Raw genomic sequence first — 15,189 nt, forward strand, 5'->3', positions numbered from 1 at the left:
GCCGGCCGGTCACTCCTGAGCGCCGTGCAGATCCAACCGCCAGTCCTGGCCGAGCAGATCCGCGCCGAACGAGCGGTGCGGTTTCTCGGCGACGAGGACGAAACCGTGGCGCTGGTAGATGCGGCGGGCGGCGGAGAGGACGTCGTTGGTCCACAGGACGAGGTCGCGGTAGCCGCCGTCCCGCGCGAAGTCGATGACCGCCTCGACCAGCCGGTCGCCGATGCGCAGCCCGCGCGCGTCGGGCTCGACGAGGAGCAGGCGCAGGCGGGCGGTCCCGGGCGCGTCGTCGCGTACGCACATCACACAGCCCACCGGCCGCCCGTCCAGCTCGGCGATCCACACCCGCTCCAGGTGCGGATCGTGGTCCTCGGCGAAGTCCGCCACGATCCGGGCGACCAGGCCCTCGTAGTCGGTGTTCCAGCCGTACTCGGCGGCGTACAGCGCGGCGTTGCGCTGCACGATCCAGCCGAGGTCGCCGGGGCCGGGTTCGCGCAGGACGACGTCCTCGCGGCGGGGAGGGCGGCCGTGGGAGAGGAGCGTGCGTACCGTGTGCATCGCCTCGGCGAGCCGGGGGCGGTCGCCGGCCGGAACGGTCGCCAGCAGCGCCCCCACCGATTCCCGTGAGCGCTCGTCCAGCAGGGCCGCCGTTTCCCGGCCGCGTGCCGTGAGCGCGATACGGCGCCGCCGCGGGTCCCGCTCCGAGGGCGTCCGCCCGATCAGGCCGTCCTGCTCGAACTTGTTCAGGATGCGGCTCAAGTAACCGGCGTCCAGGGACAGTTCGTTGCGGAGGTCGGCGGCGTCGGTGCGGGGGGAGTGGGCGAGCTCGTACAGCACGCGGGACTCGGTGAGGGTGTAAGGGGCGTAGAGGTGGCGGCCGTAGTCGAGGGCGCCGATGACGTTCGTGTAGAAGCGGTTGAAGGAGCGGACGTCCTGGACGGTCATGAGTGCTCAACCCCGGATCGGCTCTGGTTGTTCGGCTCTGGCGGTTCGGCTCTGTTTGCTCGTCTCTGGATAGTTGACTCAGTCAGAGGTGTGTGTCGAGCCTACGACTTCGGCCAAGCCTGGGCAACGGCCGGGCGACTCCTCGGCAACCCCGGTCATGGCTTGGCCAACCCCTTTCCGCACGTTGACCACGAGTTCATCTCAGGGCTCTGCCAACCCTCGCCCACCCCTAGGAGAGTGAAGCGGCGGGCCCGCCCCCGTGCGGGCCGCAGTTCGACTCCGGAGAGCTGACGAAGTCTCAAGAAGGGGGCATCAATGACCGAGTTGACACGTCGTAGACTCCTGGGCTCGGCCGCGGGCGCGCTGGGCGGCGCCGCGGCGCTCTCCCTCCTCCCGCCGAGCGTCCAGAAAGCCGTCGCGGCCGGGCCGCCGAAGCGCGGCTCGCTGCGCGACATCGAACACGTCGTCCTGCTGATGCAGGAGAACCGGTCGTTCGACCACTACTTCGGCACACTGTCCGGCGTCCGCGGCTTCGCCGACCCGCACGCGCTGAAGCTCGACACCGGCCGGTCGGTCTTCTACCAGCCCGACACGGTGAACCCGAAGGGGTATCTGCTCCCCTTCCACCTCGACACCCACACGTCCAGCGCCCAGGCGATCCCGTCCACCAGCCATGCGTGGGCGGTGCAGCACGACGCGTGGAACGGCGGGAAGATGGACCGCTGGCTGCCGGCCCACCGCAAGGCGGACGGGATCAACGGCCCGTACGTGATGGGCTACTACACCCGCGAGGATTTCCCCTTCCAGTTCGCCCTCGCCGAGACCTTCACCATCTGCGACAACTACTTCTGCTCGGTGTTCGGGCCGACCTGGCCCAACCGGCTGTACTGGATGACCGGCACGATCGACCCGGGCGGCACGCGGGGCGGGCCGGTCCTCGTCAACAAGGCGCCGACGCCGTACCGGTGGACGACGTACGCGGAGCGGCTCCAGGCGGCCGGGGTCAGCTGGAAGGTGTACCAGCAGGACGACAATTACGGCTGCAACATGCTGGAGCAGTTCGCGAACTTCCGCGCGGCGGCGCCGGGGTCCGACCTGTACGAGCGTGGTGTACGCCCCCAGCCGGAGGGCACGTTCGAGGACGACGCGCGGGGCGACCGGCTGCCGGCCGTGTCGTGGATCATGCCGACGAGTTTCCAGTCCGAGCACCCGGACTATCTGCCGGCGGCGGGTGCGGACTTCGTGGCCTCGAAGATCGAGGCCATCGCCTCGAACCCGAAGGTGTGGCGGAAGACCGCGTTCATCCTGAACTACGACGAGAACGACGGCCTGTTCGACCACGTGCCGCCGCCGACGCCTCCTGCCGGAACCGCCGACGAGTTCGTCCAGGGACTGCCCATCGGAGGCGGCTTCCGCGTCCCCGCGATCATCGTCTCCCCGTGGACGGTGGGGGGCTGGGTGGCCTCGGAGGCGTTCGACCACACCTCGACGCTGCGGTTCCTGGAGCGTTTCACGGGGGTCGAGGAGCCCAACGTGAGTGACTGGCGGCGGTCGACGTTCGGCGACTTCACGTCGGCGTTCCGCTTCTCGCACGCGCGTCCGCGGCCGCCGCGGCTGCCCGATGACACGGCGGAGCAGTTGGAGAAGGCGAAGGAGGAGGTCGCGACCCTTCCGAAGCCGACGCTGCCCGGCGCCGACCAGTCGTTCCCCCACCAGGAGAAGGGGCACCGTCCGCACGTGTGAGCGTATGCGGGTGGTGCGTGGGTCGGGGCCGTGCCGGTACGTCGAGCCCGTCGCCGCCGGATCAGACGTGGGCCGGGCCAGCGAGCCGCCGCTCGATCCGAACGTAAGCGACGGGCTTACGACGCACCGACACGGCCCCTTGCGTCGCATCGGGGCCGCGGGTGGGTGGGGGCCGTTCGCGCAGTTCCCCGCACCCCTGAGGCGGGGGCTTCGCCCCGCATCTTCAGCCCGTCCGGCGTTTGAGGACGAGGCCGTTCAGGCCGATGCGGGGGTCTGGGGGCGGCAGCCCCCAGTGGGGTCGGAGGGGCGGAGCCCCTGGAGGATGGGACGGGTAGGGGCGGCGGGGGCGAGAAGCCCCGTCGTTCAGGCCCGCGGCACCCCCGTGGACCCCCGCACCATCAACTCCCCCCGCACCGTCGCGATCCCTCCCGGCGGCGGCTCCTCGCGCCCCATCGCGATGCGGCCGGCCCGAGCCCCCGCCTCCGACAGGGGCAACCGCACCGTCGTCAGCGCGGGCACCGCGTCGATGCTGAAGGGCAGGTCGTCGAAGCCGGCGACGGACACGTCGTCGGGGATGCGCAGGCCCGCGTCGCGCAGCGCGGCGCACGCGCCGAGGGCGACGGTGTCGTTGGCGGCCACGACCGCCGTCAACGACGGGTCGCGGCGCAGGAGTTCGAGGGTCGCCTCGTAGCCGGCGCGACGGTCGTAGCGTCCATGGACCGTGCGGCGCGGATCGTCCTCGATGCCGTGCGCGGCGAGGGCGGCGCGGTGTCCCTCGAGGCGGTGGCGGGTCGTCGTCCGCTCCTCCGGGCCCGCGATGTAGCCGAGCCGACGGTGGCCGAGCCCGATCAGGTGCTCGGTGAGCTGCTGACCGCCGCCCCGGTTGTCGAAGGTGAGCGCGATCGCCTCGGGGGCGTCGGGCGCGGGCGGCCGCCCGCACAGGACCACCTGGGTCCCCGCGTCCCCGAGCTTGCGCAGCTTCGCCGCGACCGCCGCCGCGTGCGGCGCGTCCTCGACGGCGCCGCCCGTCAGGACGACCGCGGCGGCGCGCTGGCGCTGAAGGAGCGTGAGGTAGGTCAGCTCACGTTCCGGGGAGCCGCCGGTGTTGCACACGACCCCGAGCCGTTCGCCGCCCGCCCGTCCACCGGGGCCGCCGATCTCCGACTGGATCGCGGCCGCCATGATCCCGAAGAAGGGGTCGGCGATGTCGTTCACCAGGATGCCGACCAGGTCGGAGGTGGCGGCGGCCAGTGAACTCGCGGGGCCGTTCAGTACGTAGTCCAGGTCGTCCACCGCGCGCAGCACCCGTTCGCGCGTGGACGCCGCGACGGGATAGTTCCCGTTCAGCACCCGGGACACGGTCGCGGGCGAGACCTGCGCACGCGCCGCCACGTCCGCCAGGGTCACGGTCATCTCGTCGTCCTCCGGTCACGCATCTCGTAGCACCTCATCGTGCTTCTCGTGCTCGCTGTGCTCTTCGGTTTGCCGTACCCGTCGTGCTCGAAGTGCTTGAAGTGCTCGAAGTGCTCGTCGTACTCGTAGTGCTCCATCCGACCGTGCTCACGCCCCCTACGTCCAGGTGTCCGGACGGTCGAACATCTCGTCGTCCGTATGGTCTTGTCCAATCGGCAGGACAGAGGCTAACTTCTTCTTGAGTAGAAAGCGCTTGCTGTCACGCTCACCAGTTCATCAGTGGACGAGTAGGGGGTGTACACGGCGCGGAACCCGCGTACGAAGGGAATCACGTGACACGCAAGACGGTGCGAATCGCCATGAACGGCGTGACGGGGCGCATGGGCTACCGCCAGCACCTGGTCCGCTCGATTCTCGCGCTGCGCGACCAGGGCGGCCTCGACCTCGGCGACGGCACGGTGCTGTGGCCCGAGCCGGTTCTCGTCGGCCGCCGGGAGCACGCTCTGAAGGCGCTCGCCGAACAGCACGGCCTGGAGCACTGGTCGACGGACGTGGACGCGGTCCTCGCCGACCCGACGATCGACATCTACTTCGACGCGCAGGTCACCTCGGCCCGTGAGGAGGCCCTCAAGAAGGCCATCGCGGCGGGCAAGCACATCTACACCGAGAAGCCCATCGCCACCGGCCTCGACGGCGCCCTGGAGCTGGCCCGCCTCGCCCACGAGAAGGGCATCAAGCACGGGGTCGTGCAGGACAAGCTCTTCCTCCCCGGGCTGCTCAAGCTCAAGCGGCTCATCGACGGCGGCTTCTTCGGGCGGATCCTGTCCATCCGCGGGGAGTTCGGTTACTGGGTCTTCGAGGGTGACTGGCAGAGCGCCCAGCGGCCCTCCTGGAACTATCGCGCGGAGGACGGCGGCGGCATCGTCCTCGACATGTTCCCGCACTGGGAGTACGTGCTCCACGAGCTGTTCGGCCGGGTCACCTCCGTCCAGGCGCTCACCGCCACCCACATCCCGCAGCGCTGGGACGAGCAGGACAAGCCGTACGACGCGACGGCCGACGACGCCGCGTACGGCGTCTTCGAGCTGGAGGGCGGCGCGATCGCCCAGATCAACTCCTCCTGGGCCGTCCGCGTCAACCGCGACGAGCTCGTCGAGTTCCAGGTCGACGGGACGGAGGGGTCGGCCGTCGCCGGGCTGCGCAACTGCCGCGTCCAGCACCGCTCCGCGACGCCCAAGCCGGTCTGGAACCCCGATCTTCCGGCCACGTACTCCTTCCGCGACCAGTGGCAGGAGATCCCCGACAACACCGAGTTCGACAACGGCTTCAAGGCCCAGTGGGAGCTGTTCCTGCGGCACGTCTACGCCGACGCCCCCTATCACTGGGACCTCCTCGCCGGCGCCCGCGGCGCCCAGCTCGCCGAACTGGGCCTGAAGTCCTCGGCCGAGGGCCGCCGTCTCGACGTACCGGAGATCTCGCTGTGACCATTCGACTGCCGGACGGCGGGGGGCGGTTGAGGGCTTACGAGCCGCGCGTCATCCCGCTCGCCCTCACCACCGGCGCGCCCTTCACCTCCCGTACGGTCTTCTCGGCCGCGCATGTCGTCGCCGACCCGTTCGCGGACGTCTCGCCGGACTCGGCCGCCGCCGTCGACTGGGATGCCACCCTCGCCTTCCGCCGCCACCTGTGGTCCCACGGGCTCGGCGTCGCCGAGGCGATGGACACCGCGCAGCGCGGGATGGGCCTGGACTGGGCGGGCGCGGCGGAACTCATCCGCCGGTCGGCGGCGGAGGCGAAGGCGGTCGGCGGCCGTATCGCGTGCGGCGTCGGCACCGATCAGCTCACCGGCCCGGCCTCGCCGGCGGAGGTGCGCGCGGCGTACGAGGAGCAGCTCACCCTCGTCGAGGAGTCGGGGGCACAGGCCATCCTCATGGCCTCCCGGGCGCTGGCGGCGAGCGCGCGGGGTCCCGAGGACTACCTGGACGTCTACGGGCATCTGCTCCGGCAGTCGGCCGAGCCCGTGGTCCTGCACTGGCTGGGCCCCATGTTCGACCCGGCCCTGGAGGGCTACTGGGGGTCGCGCGACCTGGACGCGGCGACGGATGTGTTCCTGGAGGTCATCGCGGCCCACCCGGACAAGGTCGACGGCATCAAGGTCTCCCTCCTCGACGCCCGGCGCGAGGTCGACCTGCGCCGCCGCCTGCCGCAGGGCGTCCGCTGCTACACGGGTGACGACTTCAACTACCCCGAGCTGATCGCGGGCGACGAGCAGGGCTTCAGCCACGCCCTGCTCGGCATCTTCGACCCGCTGGGCCCGCTCGCCGCGGAGGCGGTACGGGTGCTCGACACCGGTGACGTGAAGGGCTTCCGCGAACTGCTCGACCCCACCGTCGAGCTGTCCCGCCACCTCTTCGAGGCGCCGACCCGGTTCTACAAGACGGGCGTCGTCCTGCTGGCGTGGCTGGCCGGGCACCAGGAGCACTTCACCATGGTCGGCGGGCTGCAGTCGGCGCGCTCGCTGCCGCACTTCGCGCGGGCGTACGAACTGGCGGACACCCTGGGCCTGTTCCCGAACCCGGAACTCGCCGAGACCCGGATGAAGACCCTGCTGGCCCTGTACGGAGTGACCTCTTGACGCTCCCCTCCCTGAAGGGAGGGGATTCTTACGGCTCGCGCCGTGAGACTTCCTGTTTCATCGCTGACTGCCCGCCCGGAGAACTCCGTTGAGGTCTTACACCAGCTCCGCAGGCTGCGACCGCCCGTCCGGCGGCCAGAAGGTTCTTCGCCGCGTTCACGTCCCGGTCGTGGGTCGCGCCGCAGTCGCACGTCCATGTACGGACGTTCAGCGGCATCCTGTCCTGCAAGGTGCCGCAGGTGGAGCACAGCTTGGACGAGGGGAACCACCGGTCGACGGCGATCATCTCGCGTCCGTACCACTGGGCCTTGTACTCCAGCATGCTCCGGAACTCACTCCACGCCGCGTCCGAGATGGCGCGGGCCAGTTTCCGGTTCTTGACCATGTTGCGGACGGTCAGGTCCTCGATCACGAGCGTTTGGTTCTCACGCACGAGACGAGTGGTGATCTGGTGCAGGGTGTCACGACGCCGGTCAGCGATCCGGGCGTGGATACGGGCGACCTTGCGCCGGGCTTTGACGCGGTTGGCCGAACCCTTCTCCTTCTTCGCCAACCGGCGCTGCGCCTTCGCCAGCGCGGCCCGGTCGCGGCGTTCATGGCGGGGGTTGGCGATCTTCTCCCCGGTCGAGAGGGTCAGGAGGTGATCCAGCCCGGCGTCAATACCGACCGCCGCGTCCGTGGCGGGCAGATGCCTGATGCCGGGGTCGTCGCACAGCATCGAGACGAACCAGCGCCCCGCCGCATCCTGGGACACGGTCACCGTGGACGGGCTCACACCCTCGGGCAGCGGCCTGGACCACACGATGCGCAAAGGCTCGCTCATCTTCGCGAGCCGCAGCTCACCGTCCCAGAAACGGAACGCGCTGGTGGTGTACTCGGCGGACTTCCTGGACTTCTTCCGCGACTTGAAACGCGGGTACTTGGCCCGTTTGCCGAAGAAGTGGGTGAACGCCGTCTGAAGGTGCCGCAGCGCCTGCTGCAGCGGCACCGACGAGACCTCGTTGAGGTAAGCCAGTTCCTCGGTCTTCTTCCATACCGTCAGCATCGCCGACGTCTGGTTGTAGTTGACCCGCTCCTGACGCGTCCACGCCTCGGTGCGAGCGGCGAGCGCCATGTTGTAGACCTTCCGCACGCACCCGAAAGTGCGCGACAGTTCCGCTGCCTGCGCATCCGTCGGATAGAAGCGGTACTTGAACGCCCGCTTCACGTGACTGGTCATAGCTCACAAACTATCAGATCACCTTGTGACCACCTGCCGGGTGTTAGCGGTGAACGGCGATCCGCCCTTGCGGCGGATCGCCCGTCCCTGCCCTGCTCCGCAGGAGTCCGTTTCCTCTCCGCCCTGAAGGGCGGAGTATCCACGGAGGAATCCCGATGAGCAGCAGCTTCGCCCGCTTCTCCATCAACCAGATGACGGTCAAGCAGCTGTCGATGCCCGAACTGGTCGAGTCCTGCCTGGAACTGGCAATTCCGGGCGTCGGCCTCTGGCGCGAACCGGTCCAGTCGTACGGCCTCGACGCCACCGCCAAACTCGTCCGCGACGTGGGCCTGGTCGTCACCACCCTCTGCCGTGGCGGCTTCCTCACGGCGATCGACCCGGGGGAGCGGGCCCGCGCCCTGGACGACAACCGTGCGGCCGTCGACGAGGCCGCGACCCTCGGTACCGACACCCTGGTCCTGGTCTCCGGGGGGCTGCCGGCCGGCTCGAAGGACCTGTACGGCGCGCGGGAGCGGATCGCCGACGCGCTGGGGGAGCTGGGCCCGTACGCCGCCGAGCGGGGTGTGCGGCTGGCCATCGAGCCCCTCCACCCCATGTACGCCGCGGACCGTTGTGTGGTGTCCACCCTGGCCCAGGCCCTGGACCTCGCGGAACGCTTCCCCGCGGAGCAGGTGGGCGTCACCGTCGACACGTACCACATCTGGTGGGACGACACGGCTCCCGCCCAGATCGCCCGCGCGGGTGCCGGCGGCCGTATCCACACCTTCCAGCTCGCCGACTGGACGACTCCGTTGCCCGAAGGCGTGCTCAACGGTCGCGGTCAGATCGGTGACGGTTCGATCGACATGCGGGAGTGGCGGCGGTACGTCGAGGCGGCGGGCTACTCCGGGCCGATCGAGGTCGAGCTGTTCAACGACGGGTTGTGGGCGCGGGACGGGCGCGAGGTGCTGGCGGAGACGGCGGCACGGTTCGTCGAGCACGCGGCTTGACTTGCTCCTCGGGCCGAAGCCCCAGGGATTCCGGCCTTCTCGTCCGTTGCCGTGCCGCTACGCGGCACGGGGTTCGGGCGGGAATCCGTGGCTTCCTGCTTCGTCGCGCTGTGCCGGGACGAGTCCTGGTCTTACCTGCGCTCCACAGCTCCGACCGCCAGTCCGGCGGCCGCTCCCGCCCCTGCCGTCCGGGCTGGACGGCAGGGGCTCACGGGAGTCGGGCCGCCGATGTCACCGTCGCGATCGCCGCTGCCGGGGCGAGCGCGGCAGCCCCTTTTGGCGCACACCGCCCGGAGGGAACTCAGTGACCGGTCATCGACTGCGCCACCGGCCGACCAGGCGGTTCCACAGGCTCCAGCCGCCGGATTCGGGCGTGCCCGGCGAGGGCGCGACGACCTCGGTCGCCGACGACCGCGGGGCGGGGCCGACGGTGCTCCTTGGGCTGTCTCCGGGGATCTCACCAGGCCAGACGGAGTTCTCGTCCTTCAGGTCCTGCACCGGCGGGAAGTGCACCGGAAGAGCGGCCAGGGCGCGGTGGAAGGGTCCAGGCCGCCACTTCAGCTCGGCCCCGGGGACGGCGAGTTCCACATCGGGCAGCCGGTCCAGGAGTTTTTCGATGGCGACTGTGGCGATCAGCCGGGCCGAGCCCTGTGCCGGACACACATGCGGACCCGCACTCCAGGCCAGATGGGCGCGGTTGCCGACGATCTGGTGGGACGACTGCGCCGGGTCGTTGTTGGCGGCGGCCATACTGATGATGACCGGATCGCCCTTGCGCAGCCGGACTCCGTCCAGCACGACATCGTGCACCGGGAAGTGGACGCAGTAGTTGGCCATCGGCGGGTCCTTCCACAGGACCTCGTCGAGCGCGTCGTCGATCGGCAGGCTGCCACCGGACAGGCGGCCCGCGAAACGGTCGTCGGAGAGCAGCAGCCGAAGCGCGTTCGCGATCAGGTTCTGCTCGGGCTCGGTGCCCGCCCCGAAGAGTACGGACAACTCATGGACCAGTTCCTCGTCCGTCACCGCGACCGGGTGGGCCATCATCCAGGAGATCACGTCGGGACCCGGATTCGCCCGCTTGAACGCGACCAGCTCGTTGAGGCATTGGAGCGCTTCCCCATGCGCCCGCTTCGCGTCGCTCCCGGCTTCGAAGATCGCGGTCATGGCGATGAACAGCCGTTCCCCGTAGGCGGCAGGGCAGCCGATCATCCGGGTGAGGACGAGCAGCGGCAGGGCCGCGGCGTACTGACCGAGCAGGTCCGCCTCACCGGCCTCCTGGAACCTGTCGATGAGCGTGTCGGCCGTGTCCTCGACGTAACCGCGCAGTGCGATGGGGTCGACCCGGCTCAGACTGTCCTCCACCACGGCACGCCGCCTACGGTGTTCCTCACCCTCGGTGAACATGCAGCTGGGCCGGTACTCCATCATCGGCATGACCGGGCTGTCCGGACCGACGGTCCCCTCGGCCAGCGCCCGCCACCGGCGGGGGTCCTTGCTGAAGGTCCCAGGGTCGCGCAGGACCCTGAGCGCGGTCTCGTAACCGATCACCATGGAGGCGTCCACGCCGGGGGCGAGCTCGACCGGCACCACCGTTCCCAGCCGGCGCATTCTGGTGTAGGTGGCAGTGGGGTCAGCGGCGAAGGCCGCTTCGTAGAGCGGGGTGCGAAAACCCGCAGCGGCACCCGCGTGGGCCGGGCAGCCCGGCGGAGGTACCGCCCCGACGGCAGGATCGGAAGTCACGTGCGCTCCTGGGGGATACGGGTCTGGAGGTATTCGACGAGGGTGATCAGAGCCTGGGTGGAGGTCTTCGGATCACGGGCGTCGCAGCTGACGAGCGGGGTCTCGGGGAGGAGGTCGAGGGCCTGACGAAGATCGGACTCGGGATGGGCCGGGGCGTTGTCGAAGGTGTTGACGGCCACCGCGTAGGGCAGTCCCTGCTCCTCCAGCCTTCCCATGACGTCGAAGGACTGCTCAAGGCGGCGGGTGTCGGCGAGCACCAGTGCCCCCAGCGCTCCGCGCGACATGTCCTTCCACAGCTGGGCGAACCGTTGCTGGCCCGGCGCACCGAACAGATACATCACCAGGCGGTCGCTGAGTGTGAGACGTCCGAAGTCCATGGCGACCGTGGTGGTGGTCTTGTCCTGTACACCCGTGAGGTCGTCGACGAGGGCGCCGGCCTCGGTCATGACTTCCTCGGTGCTCAGCGGTCTGATCTCGGACAGTGTGTTGACGAAGGTGGTCTTGCCGACCGCGAAGTGTCCGACGATCAGGAGTTTCACCGCGGTCTGCACCGTGTCCGGCAGATAGCCGTGGTCAGAGGCGAGCGCGGAGACCATCGAGCACCTCCTGCAGAATCTGGGCTTCGGGGAGCTGGGCCGAGGGGATGGGGGAACGGGTCAGGATGTGGCCGCTGTCCACGAGATCTCCGATGAGCACCTTCGTGACGCTGACCGGCAGTCCCAGTACGGCGGAGATCTCGGCAACCGACAGCGCGCCTCCCAGACACAGCTGGACGAGGCGCTGTTTCTCCGGACCCAGCGCGTTCGGCTTGTGCCCGGTGGCGACGACGAGCGTCACCAGATCGAAGGTGTTACGCGTCGGGTGAGCACGGCCGCCGGTGACCACATAGGGCCGTACCAGGCCCTGCTTCTCACGCCTTGGCGGGGTCATGCAACGCTGTCCCGATCATGCCGGGGCGGAGTGGTCAGCGCCTTGCCGAGACGGTCGACGAGCTTGTGCATGCGGAAGGTGACCGCCTCCATGTCCACCTTCTCGGAGGTGGACACCGCCAGATAGGCTCCCGGGCCCGCCGCGATGAGGAAGATGAAACCGTCGACGAATTCGACCAGAGTCTGCCGCCACGGTGTCTCGGAGTGATCGCAGAACTCGGCGGTGCTGCGGCTGATCGACTGCAGCCCCGCCAGCGCGGCGGCCTGCCGGTCCGCCTCGTCCCGGTTGATGCCCCTGGAGTGCGCGCGCAGCATCCCGTCGGCCGAGAGCAGGATGGCGTGACGCGCTTCGGGAACCTCCAGGGCGTCGTCGAGCATCCAGCCCAGCTTGTCGTTCATGATGTTGTTCATTCGTCAGCCATTCCTTCGGCGTCCGGGGTGGAACCGCGACCGGCTCGGGTACCGCGGGAGAACGCGCCCAGCATGGTGGCGGCGTCACTCGCGGAGCGGGCTGCTACGGGACTCGGTTCCGGCTGGGTGACTGTGGGAGAGAGCGAGGCAACCGCTCGGCGGCGGCGCCTTGGCAGTCGGTGGGCCGTGTCGGCCAGGTCTTCCGACCACGTGTGGTGAGTGACCTGCGGCGGCTGCGATGCAACCGCCGGCGGGCTCGTCCGCCCCGCCGCTTCGTCGGCGTCCACCGGTGCGAGCAGTGCGCTGGGCAGGAACACGACCGCTCGCACACCGCCGTAGGGGGACTGCGTGTCCACCGAGACACCGAACCCGTAACGGGCCGCGAGCAGACCGATCACCGCGAAGCCGAACTGCGGCGGGTCGCCGAGTCTGCCGACGTCCACCTGGTGCCGTCCGGACAGGAGGGCCGCCGCGCGCTGGATCTCGCGGCCGTGCAGTCCGACCCCGGCATCGTCGATCACCATCGAGACACCGTTGTGCGCCGGTTGGAGGCTCACCTGGACCGTGGTGTTGGGCTGGGAATGCCGTGCGGCGTTGTCCAGCAGTTCGGCGACGGCGAGCACCACGGGCTCCACCGCCCGGCTGATGACCGCGCTGTCCACCTGCGCCTGCACCTGAACGCGTTGGTAGTCACGGATCCGGGAGGTCGCGCCACGTATGACGTCGACGAGCGGCGCGGCCGCTCGCTGCCGGCCGGGCCACGAACCGCAGAGAATCGCGATGGCCTGCGCCCGCCGGCCGAACTGGGAGTTCATATGGTCGATCTCCAACAGGTCGTGGAGAACCTGGGGATCGTCGTGCGCGTTCTGCATCTCGGAGATGGCCAGTTGCTGCTCGTTGGACAGGCCCTGGAGCGCGCGCATGGACGCCTTCAGTGCCGCCTTCGCCGACTGGTCCGCGCGTTTCTGCGCCGATTCGCTGGACTGGATGAACAGATCCGTCATCTTCTGGACGTTCTGCGCGAACGGCGTTCCGCTGAGTTCCGCGCGTAGCAGGCGGGGCGCTGATTCCCCCTGGCGGTTGGAGGATTCCAGCATCGCGGGAAGGCGTACCCCGGCCAGGTGTCCGACCTCGTCGTCTCGGGCGCGTAGTTCGGCTTCGAGCACGGCCTGCCGCCTTTTTGCCGCGACGACCACGCGCTGCTGGCGGACCAGCAGGACTAGGGCGATGGACGCGGCTGCCGCCACGATCCAGAACGCCGCCTCCGGTATATCTGATGTCATTGCATCCTCATGACAGGTCATCGGATTTCCAGGAGCGCGGCGGTAGGGAAACGGCTCCTATATCCGGACACGAATTGTCACTCTCGGCCACTGAGCTGCCGGGCGGGGCTCACATTACCAGGATGTTTTCAGCCATCTTTTCAGCCATGCGTGGCCAAAAGGGCAATAAACAATGGCCTTTTAGAACGTGACCCACCTCGCCCAACTCTTTCTGGGTGAGGTGGGTCGCTGCCCGCATTCCACTTCGGAGGGCCAGGGCGTCTGCCGTCACGCCGCCGCACCGCGGAAAAAATCTTCGGAATCGCGTACAACCCTTCCCGTACCCCGCCGGTCGTACGTGGCATCAGGACTTCTGGAGGGGGATCCGGGGGGATCGCGGGGGTTCTGATGTGGGAGGGGAAAACCGAGGGGCCCGGTCGACGGACCGGGCCCCTCGAAGCATGTCGGGCACCGCGCTGAACCTGTCGGGCACCGCGCTAGAAGAACACCCCACAGCGCAGCAGCACATTCGCGTACGGCCGTGCCTCTCCCGTGCGGACGATCAGCTTCGCGCCCGCCGACAGTGACTTCAGTTCCTCGTGGGGGACCGTCGACAGGGTGGGGAAACGGGCGTCCAGCAGGGCCGTGGCCTCCGGGTTCGCCCCGCGGATCTCGCGTGCGGCGGTGGCGCCCTCCACCACGAGTTCCTCCAGCAGCCCGTCGAGCACCTCGGCGAAGGACGGCACCCCGGCCCGGAAGGCCAGGTCCACGACGCGCGGACCGGCGGGGATGGGCATCCCGGCATCGCAGACGAGGACCCCGTCCCCGTGGCCCAGCTCCGCCAGCGCGCCCGCCAGGTGGCGGTTGAGTATTCCGGCCTTCTTCATCGGGACTCACCTTGCACGGTCTCTCCGGCGGGCCTCTCCGACCCGCTTGTCCGGCCGGGGGTCCGGCCCGCGGCGGAGCCGCTGTCGGATGTGGCGTCCCCCGGGATGGCACAGCACAGCGACGCGACCTCCTCGGCCGTCGGGAAGGACTCCTGCGCACCGGCGCGGGTGACCGCCGCGGCACCGACGCGGGCGGCGTACGCGGCCGCCTCGGCGAGCGGCTCATCGAGCCCGAGCCGCCACGCCAGCGCCGCCGTGAACGCGTCCCCGGCTCCTGTCGTGTCCACCGTCTCCACCTTCACCGACGGCACGCGTACGGCACCCTCGGCGGAGGCCACCAGCGCGCCCCGCGCGCCCAGCGTGATCACCACCGAGCGCGGGCCGAGGGCGAGCAGGGCGGACGCCCAGTCCTCCGGGGAGTCCCCGAGGTCCGTCCCGACGATCACCCGCGCCTCGTGCTCGTTCACGATCAGCGGGTCGCAGGCCGCGAGCACCTCGGCGGGCAGCGCGCGCGGCGGCGACGGGTTCAGTACGAAACGACTGCCGGGGGCGAGATTCCGGACGACCTCCACGACCGTCTCCAACGGGATCTCCAACTGTGCCGAGACCACTCGGGAGGCCGCCAGGAGGTTTCCTGCGGACCGCACGTCCTCGGGTGTGAGGCGGCCGTTGGCGCCCGGTGAGACCACGATGCTGTTGTCCCCGGAGGGGTCCACCGTGATCAGCGCGACCCCGGTCGGCGCGCCACCGACGAGCACGCCCGCCGTGTCGACCCCGGCCGCCCGCTGCGAGTCGAGCAGCAGCCGCCCGTGCGCGTCGTCGCCGACGCGGGCCAGCAGGGCCGTCCGGGCCCCGAGGCGGGCGGCGGCGACCGCCTGGTTGGCGCCCTTGCCGCCCGGGTGGACGACGAGGTCGGAGCCGAGCACCGTCTCGCCTGCCGCGGGCCGCCGCTCAACCCCGATCACCAGGTCGGCGTTGGCCGATCCCACGACCAGCAGGTCGTAGTCGTACATGAACTT

14 protein-coding genes are annotated in these 15,189 nt (G+C 69.8%); 4 read left to right on the forward strand and 10 right to left on the reverse strand.

The window, feature by feature from the left end:
- Positions 1-9 precede the first annotated feature (9 nt).
- Positions 10-942 (reverse strand): bifunctional helix-turn-helix transcriptional regulator/GNAT family N-acetyltransferase, encoded by a 933-nt coding sequence (locus OG568_RS32170; protein WP_329534068.1) that lies wholly within the window; start codon positions 940-942, stop codon positions 10-12.
- Between the two features lie 315 nt (positions 943-1,257).
- Here OG568_RS32170 and OG568_RS32175 point away from each other — a divergent pair, with 315 nt between their 5' ends.
- Positions 1,258-2,685 carry an alkaline phosphatase family protein gene (locus tag OG568_RS32175; RefSeq protein ID WP_329534069.1) on the forward strand — a complete coding sequence of 476 codons (1,428 nt, stop codon included), beginning with the start codon at positions 1,258-1,260 and terminating at the stop codon, positions 2,683-2,685.
- A gap of 363 nt (positions 2,686-3,048) precedes the next feature.
- Here the strand turns inward: OG568_RS32175 and OG568_RS32180 are convergent, their stop codons facing one another.
- Complete coding sequence (locus tag OG568_RS32180; RefSeq protein ID WP_266413784.1) at positions 3,049-4,098, reverse strand: LacI family DNA-binding transcriptional regulator; 1,050 nt, start codon at positions 4,096-4,098, stop codon at positions 3,049-3,051.
- A 332-nt stretch (positions 4,099-4,430) separates the two neighbouring features.
- Between OG568_RS32180 and OG568_RS32185 the strand changes: the two genes are divergently transcribed.
- Both OG568_RS32185 and OG568_RS32190 read left to right on the forward strand, forming a co-directional pair.
- Positions 4,431-5,582, forward strand: coding sequence for a Gfo/Idh/MocA family protein (locus OG568_RS32185; RefSeq protein ID WP_266582581.1), 1,152 nt, complete (start codon positions 4,431-4,433; stop codon positions 5,580-5,582).
- Entirely contained in the window at positions 5,579-6,733 is a 1,155-nt protein-coding gene (locus OG568_RS32190; protein ID WP_329534070.1) for a dihydrodipicolinate synthase family protein, read from the forward strand. Before OG568_RS32185 ends, OG568_RS32190 begins: the two co-directional genes overlap by 4 nt.
- A gap of 28 nt (positions 6,734-6,761) precedes the next feature.
- On the opposite strand, the gene OG568_RS32195 is transcribed toward OG568_RS32190, so the two are convergent.
- A complete protein-coding gene (locus tag OG568_RS32195; protein WP_329534071.1) occupies positions 6,762-7,952 on the reverse strand; it encodes an RNA-guided endonuclease InsQ/TnpB family protein in 1,191 nt (396 codons plus the stop codon).
- Positions 7,953-8,107: 155 nt separating this feature from the next.
- On the opposite strand from OG568_RS32195, the gene OG568_RS32200 reads away from it, so the two are divergent.
- Entirely contained in the window at positions 8,108-8,941 is an 834-nt protein-coding gene (locus OG568_RS32200) for a sugar phosphate isomerase/epimerase family protein (RefSeq protein ID WP_329534072.1), read from the forward strand.
- 312 nt (positions 8,942-9,253) lie between these two features.
- Here the strand turns inward: OG568_RS32200 and OG568_RS32205 are convergent, their stop codons facing one another.
- The 7 genes from OG568_RS32205 to OG568_RS32235 all read right to left on the reverse strand — a co-directional run bounded on the left by OG568_RS32205 (position 9,254) and on the right by OG568_RS32235 (position 15,183).
- Positions 9,254-10,549, reverse strand: a complete 1,296-nt coding sequence (locus OG568_RS32205; RefSeq protein ID WP_443077897.1) for a cytochrome P450 — start codon at positions 10,547-10,549, stop codon at positions 9,254-9,256.
- A gap of 128 nt (positions 10,550-10,677) precedes the next feature.
- On the reverse strand, positions 10,678-11,277 hold the full coding sequence (locus tag OG568_RS32210) for a GTP-binding protein (protein ID WP_329534074.1): 600 nt from the start codon (positions 11,275-11,277) through the stop codon (positions 10,678-10,680).
- Positions 11,255-11,611 (reverse strand): DUF742 domain-containing protein, encoded by a 357-nt coding sequence (locus OG568_RS32215; protein WP_329534075.1) that lies wholly within the window; start codon positions 11,609-11,611, stop codon positions 11,255-11,257. The genes OG568_RS32210 and OG568_RS32215 overlap by 23 nt, the downstream gene beginning before the upstream one ends.
- Positions 11,608-12,021 (reverse strand): roadblock/LC7 domain-containing protein, encoded by a 414-nt coding sequence (locus tag OG568_RS32220; protein ID WP_329534076.1) that lies wholly within the window; start codon positions 12,019-12,021, stop codon positions 11,608-11,610. The genes OG568_RS32215 and OG568_RS32220 overlap by 4 nt, the downstream gene beginning before the upstream one ends.
- Entirely contained in the window at positions 12,018-13,304 is a 1,287-nt protein-coding gene (locus OG568_RS32225; protein ID WP_329534077.1) for an ATP-binding protein, read from the reverse strand. The genes OG568_RS32220 and OG568_RS32225 overlap by 4 nt, the downstream gene beginning before the upstream one ends.
- A gap of 476 nt (positions 13,305-13,780) precedes the next feature.
- On the reverse strand, positions 13,781-14,170 hold the full coding sequence (gene rbsD, locus OG568_RS32230) for a D-ribose pyranase (RefSeq protein WP_266413789.1): 390 nt from the start codon (positions 14,168-14,170) through the stop codon (positions 13,781-13,783).
- Entirely contained in the window at positions 14,167-15,183 is a 1,017-nt protein-coding gene (locus OG568_RS32235; protein ID WP_329534078.1) for a ribokinase, read from the reverse strand. Before OG568_RS32235 ends, rbsD begins: the two co-directional genes overlap by 4 nt.
- Positions 15,184-15,189: the final 6 nt, after the last annotated feature.

The sequence above is a fragment of the Streptomyces sp. NBC_01450 genome, assembly GCF_036227505.1.
Taxonomy (GTDB): domain Bacteria; phylum Actinomycetota; class Actinomycetes; order Streptomycetales; family Streptomycetaceae; genus Streptomyces.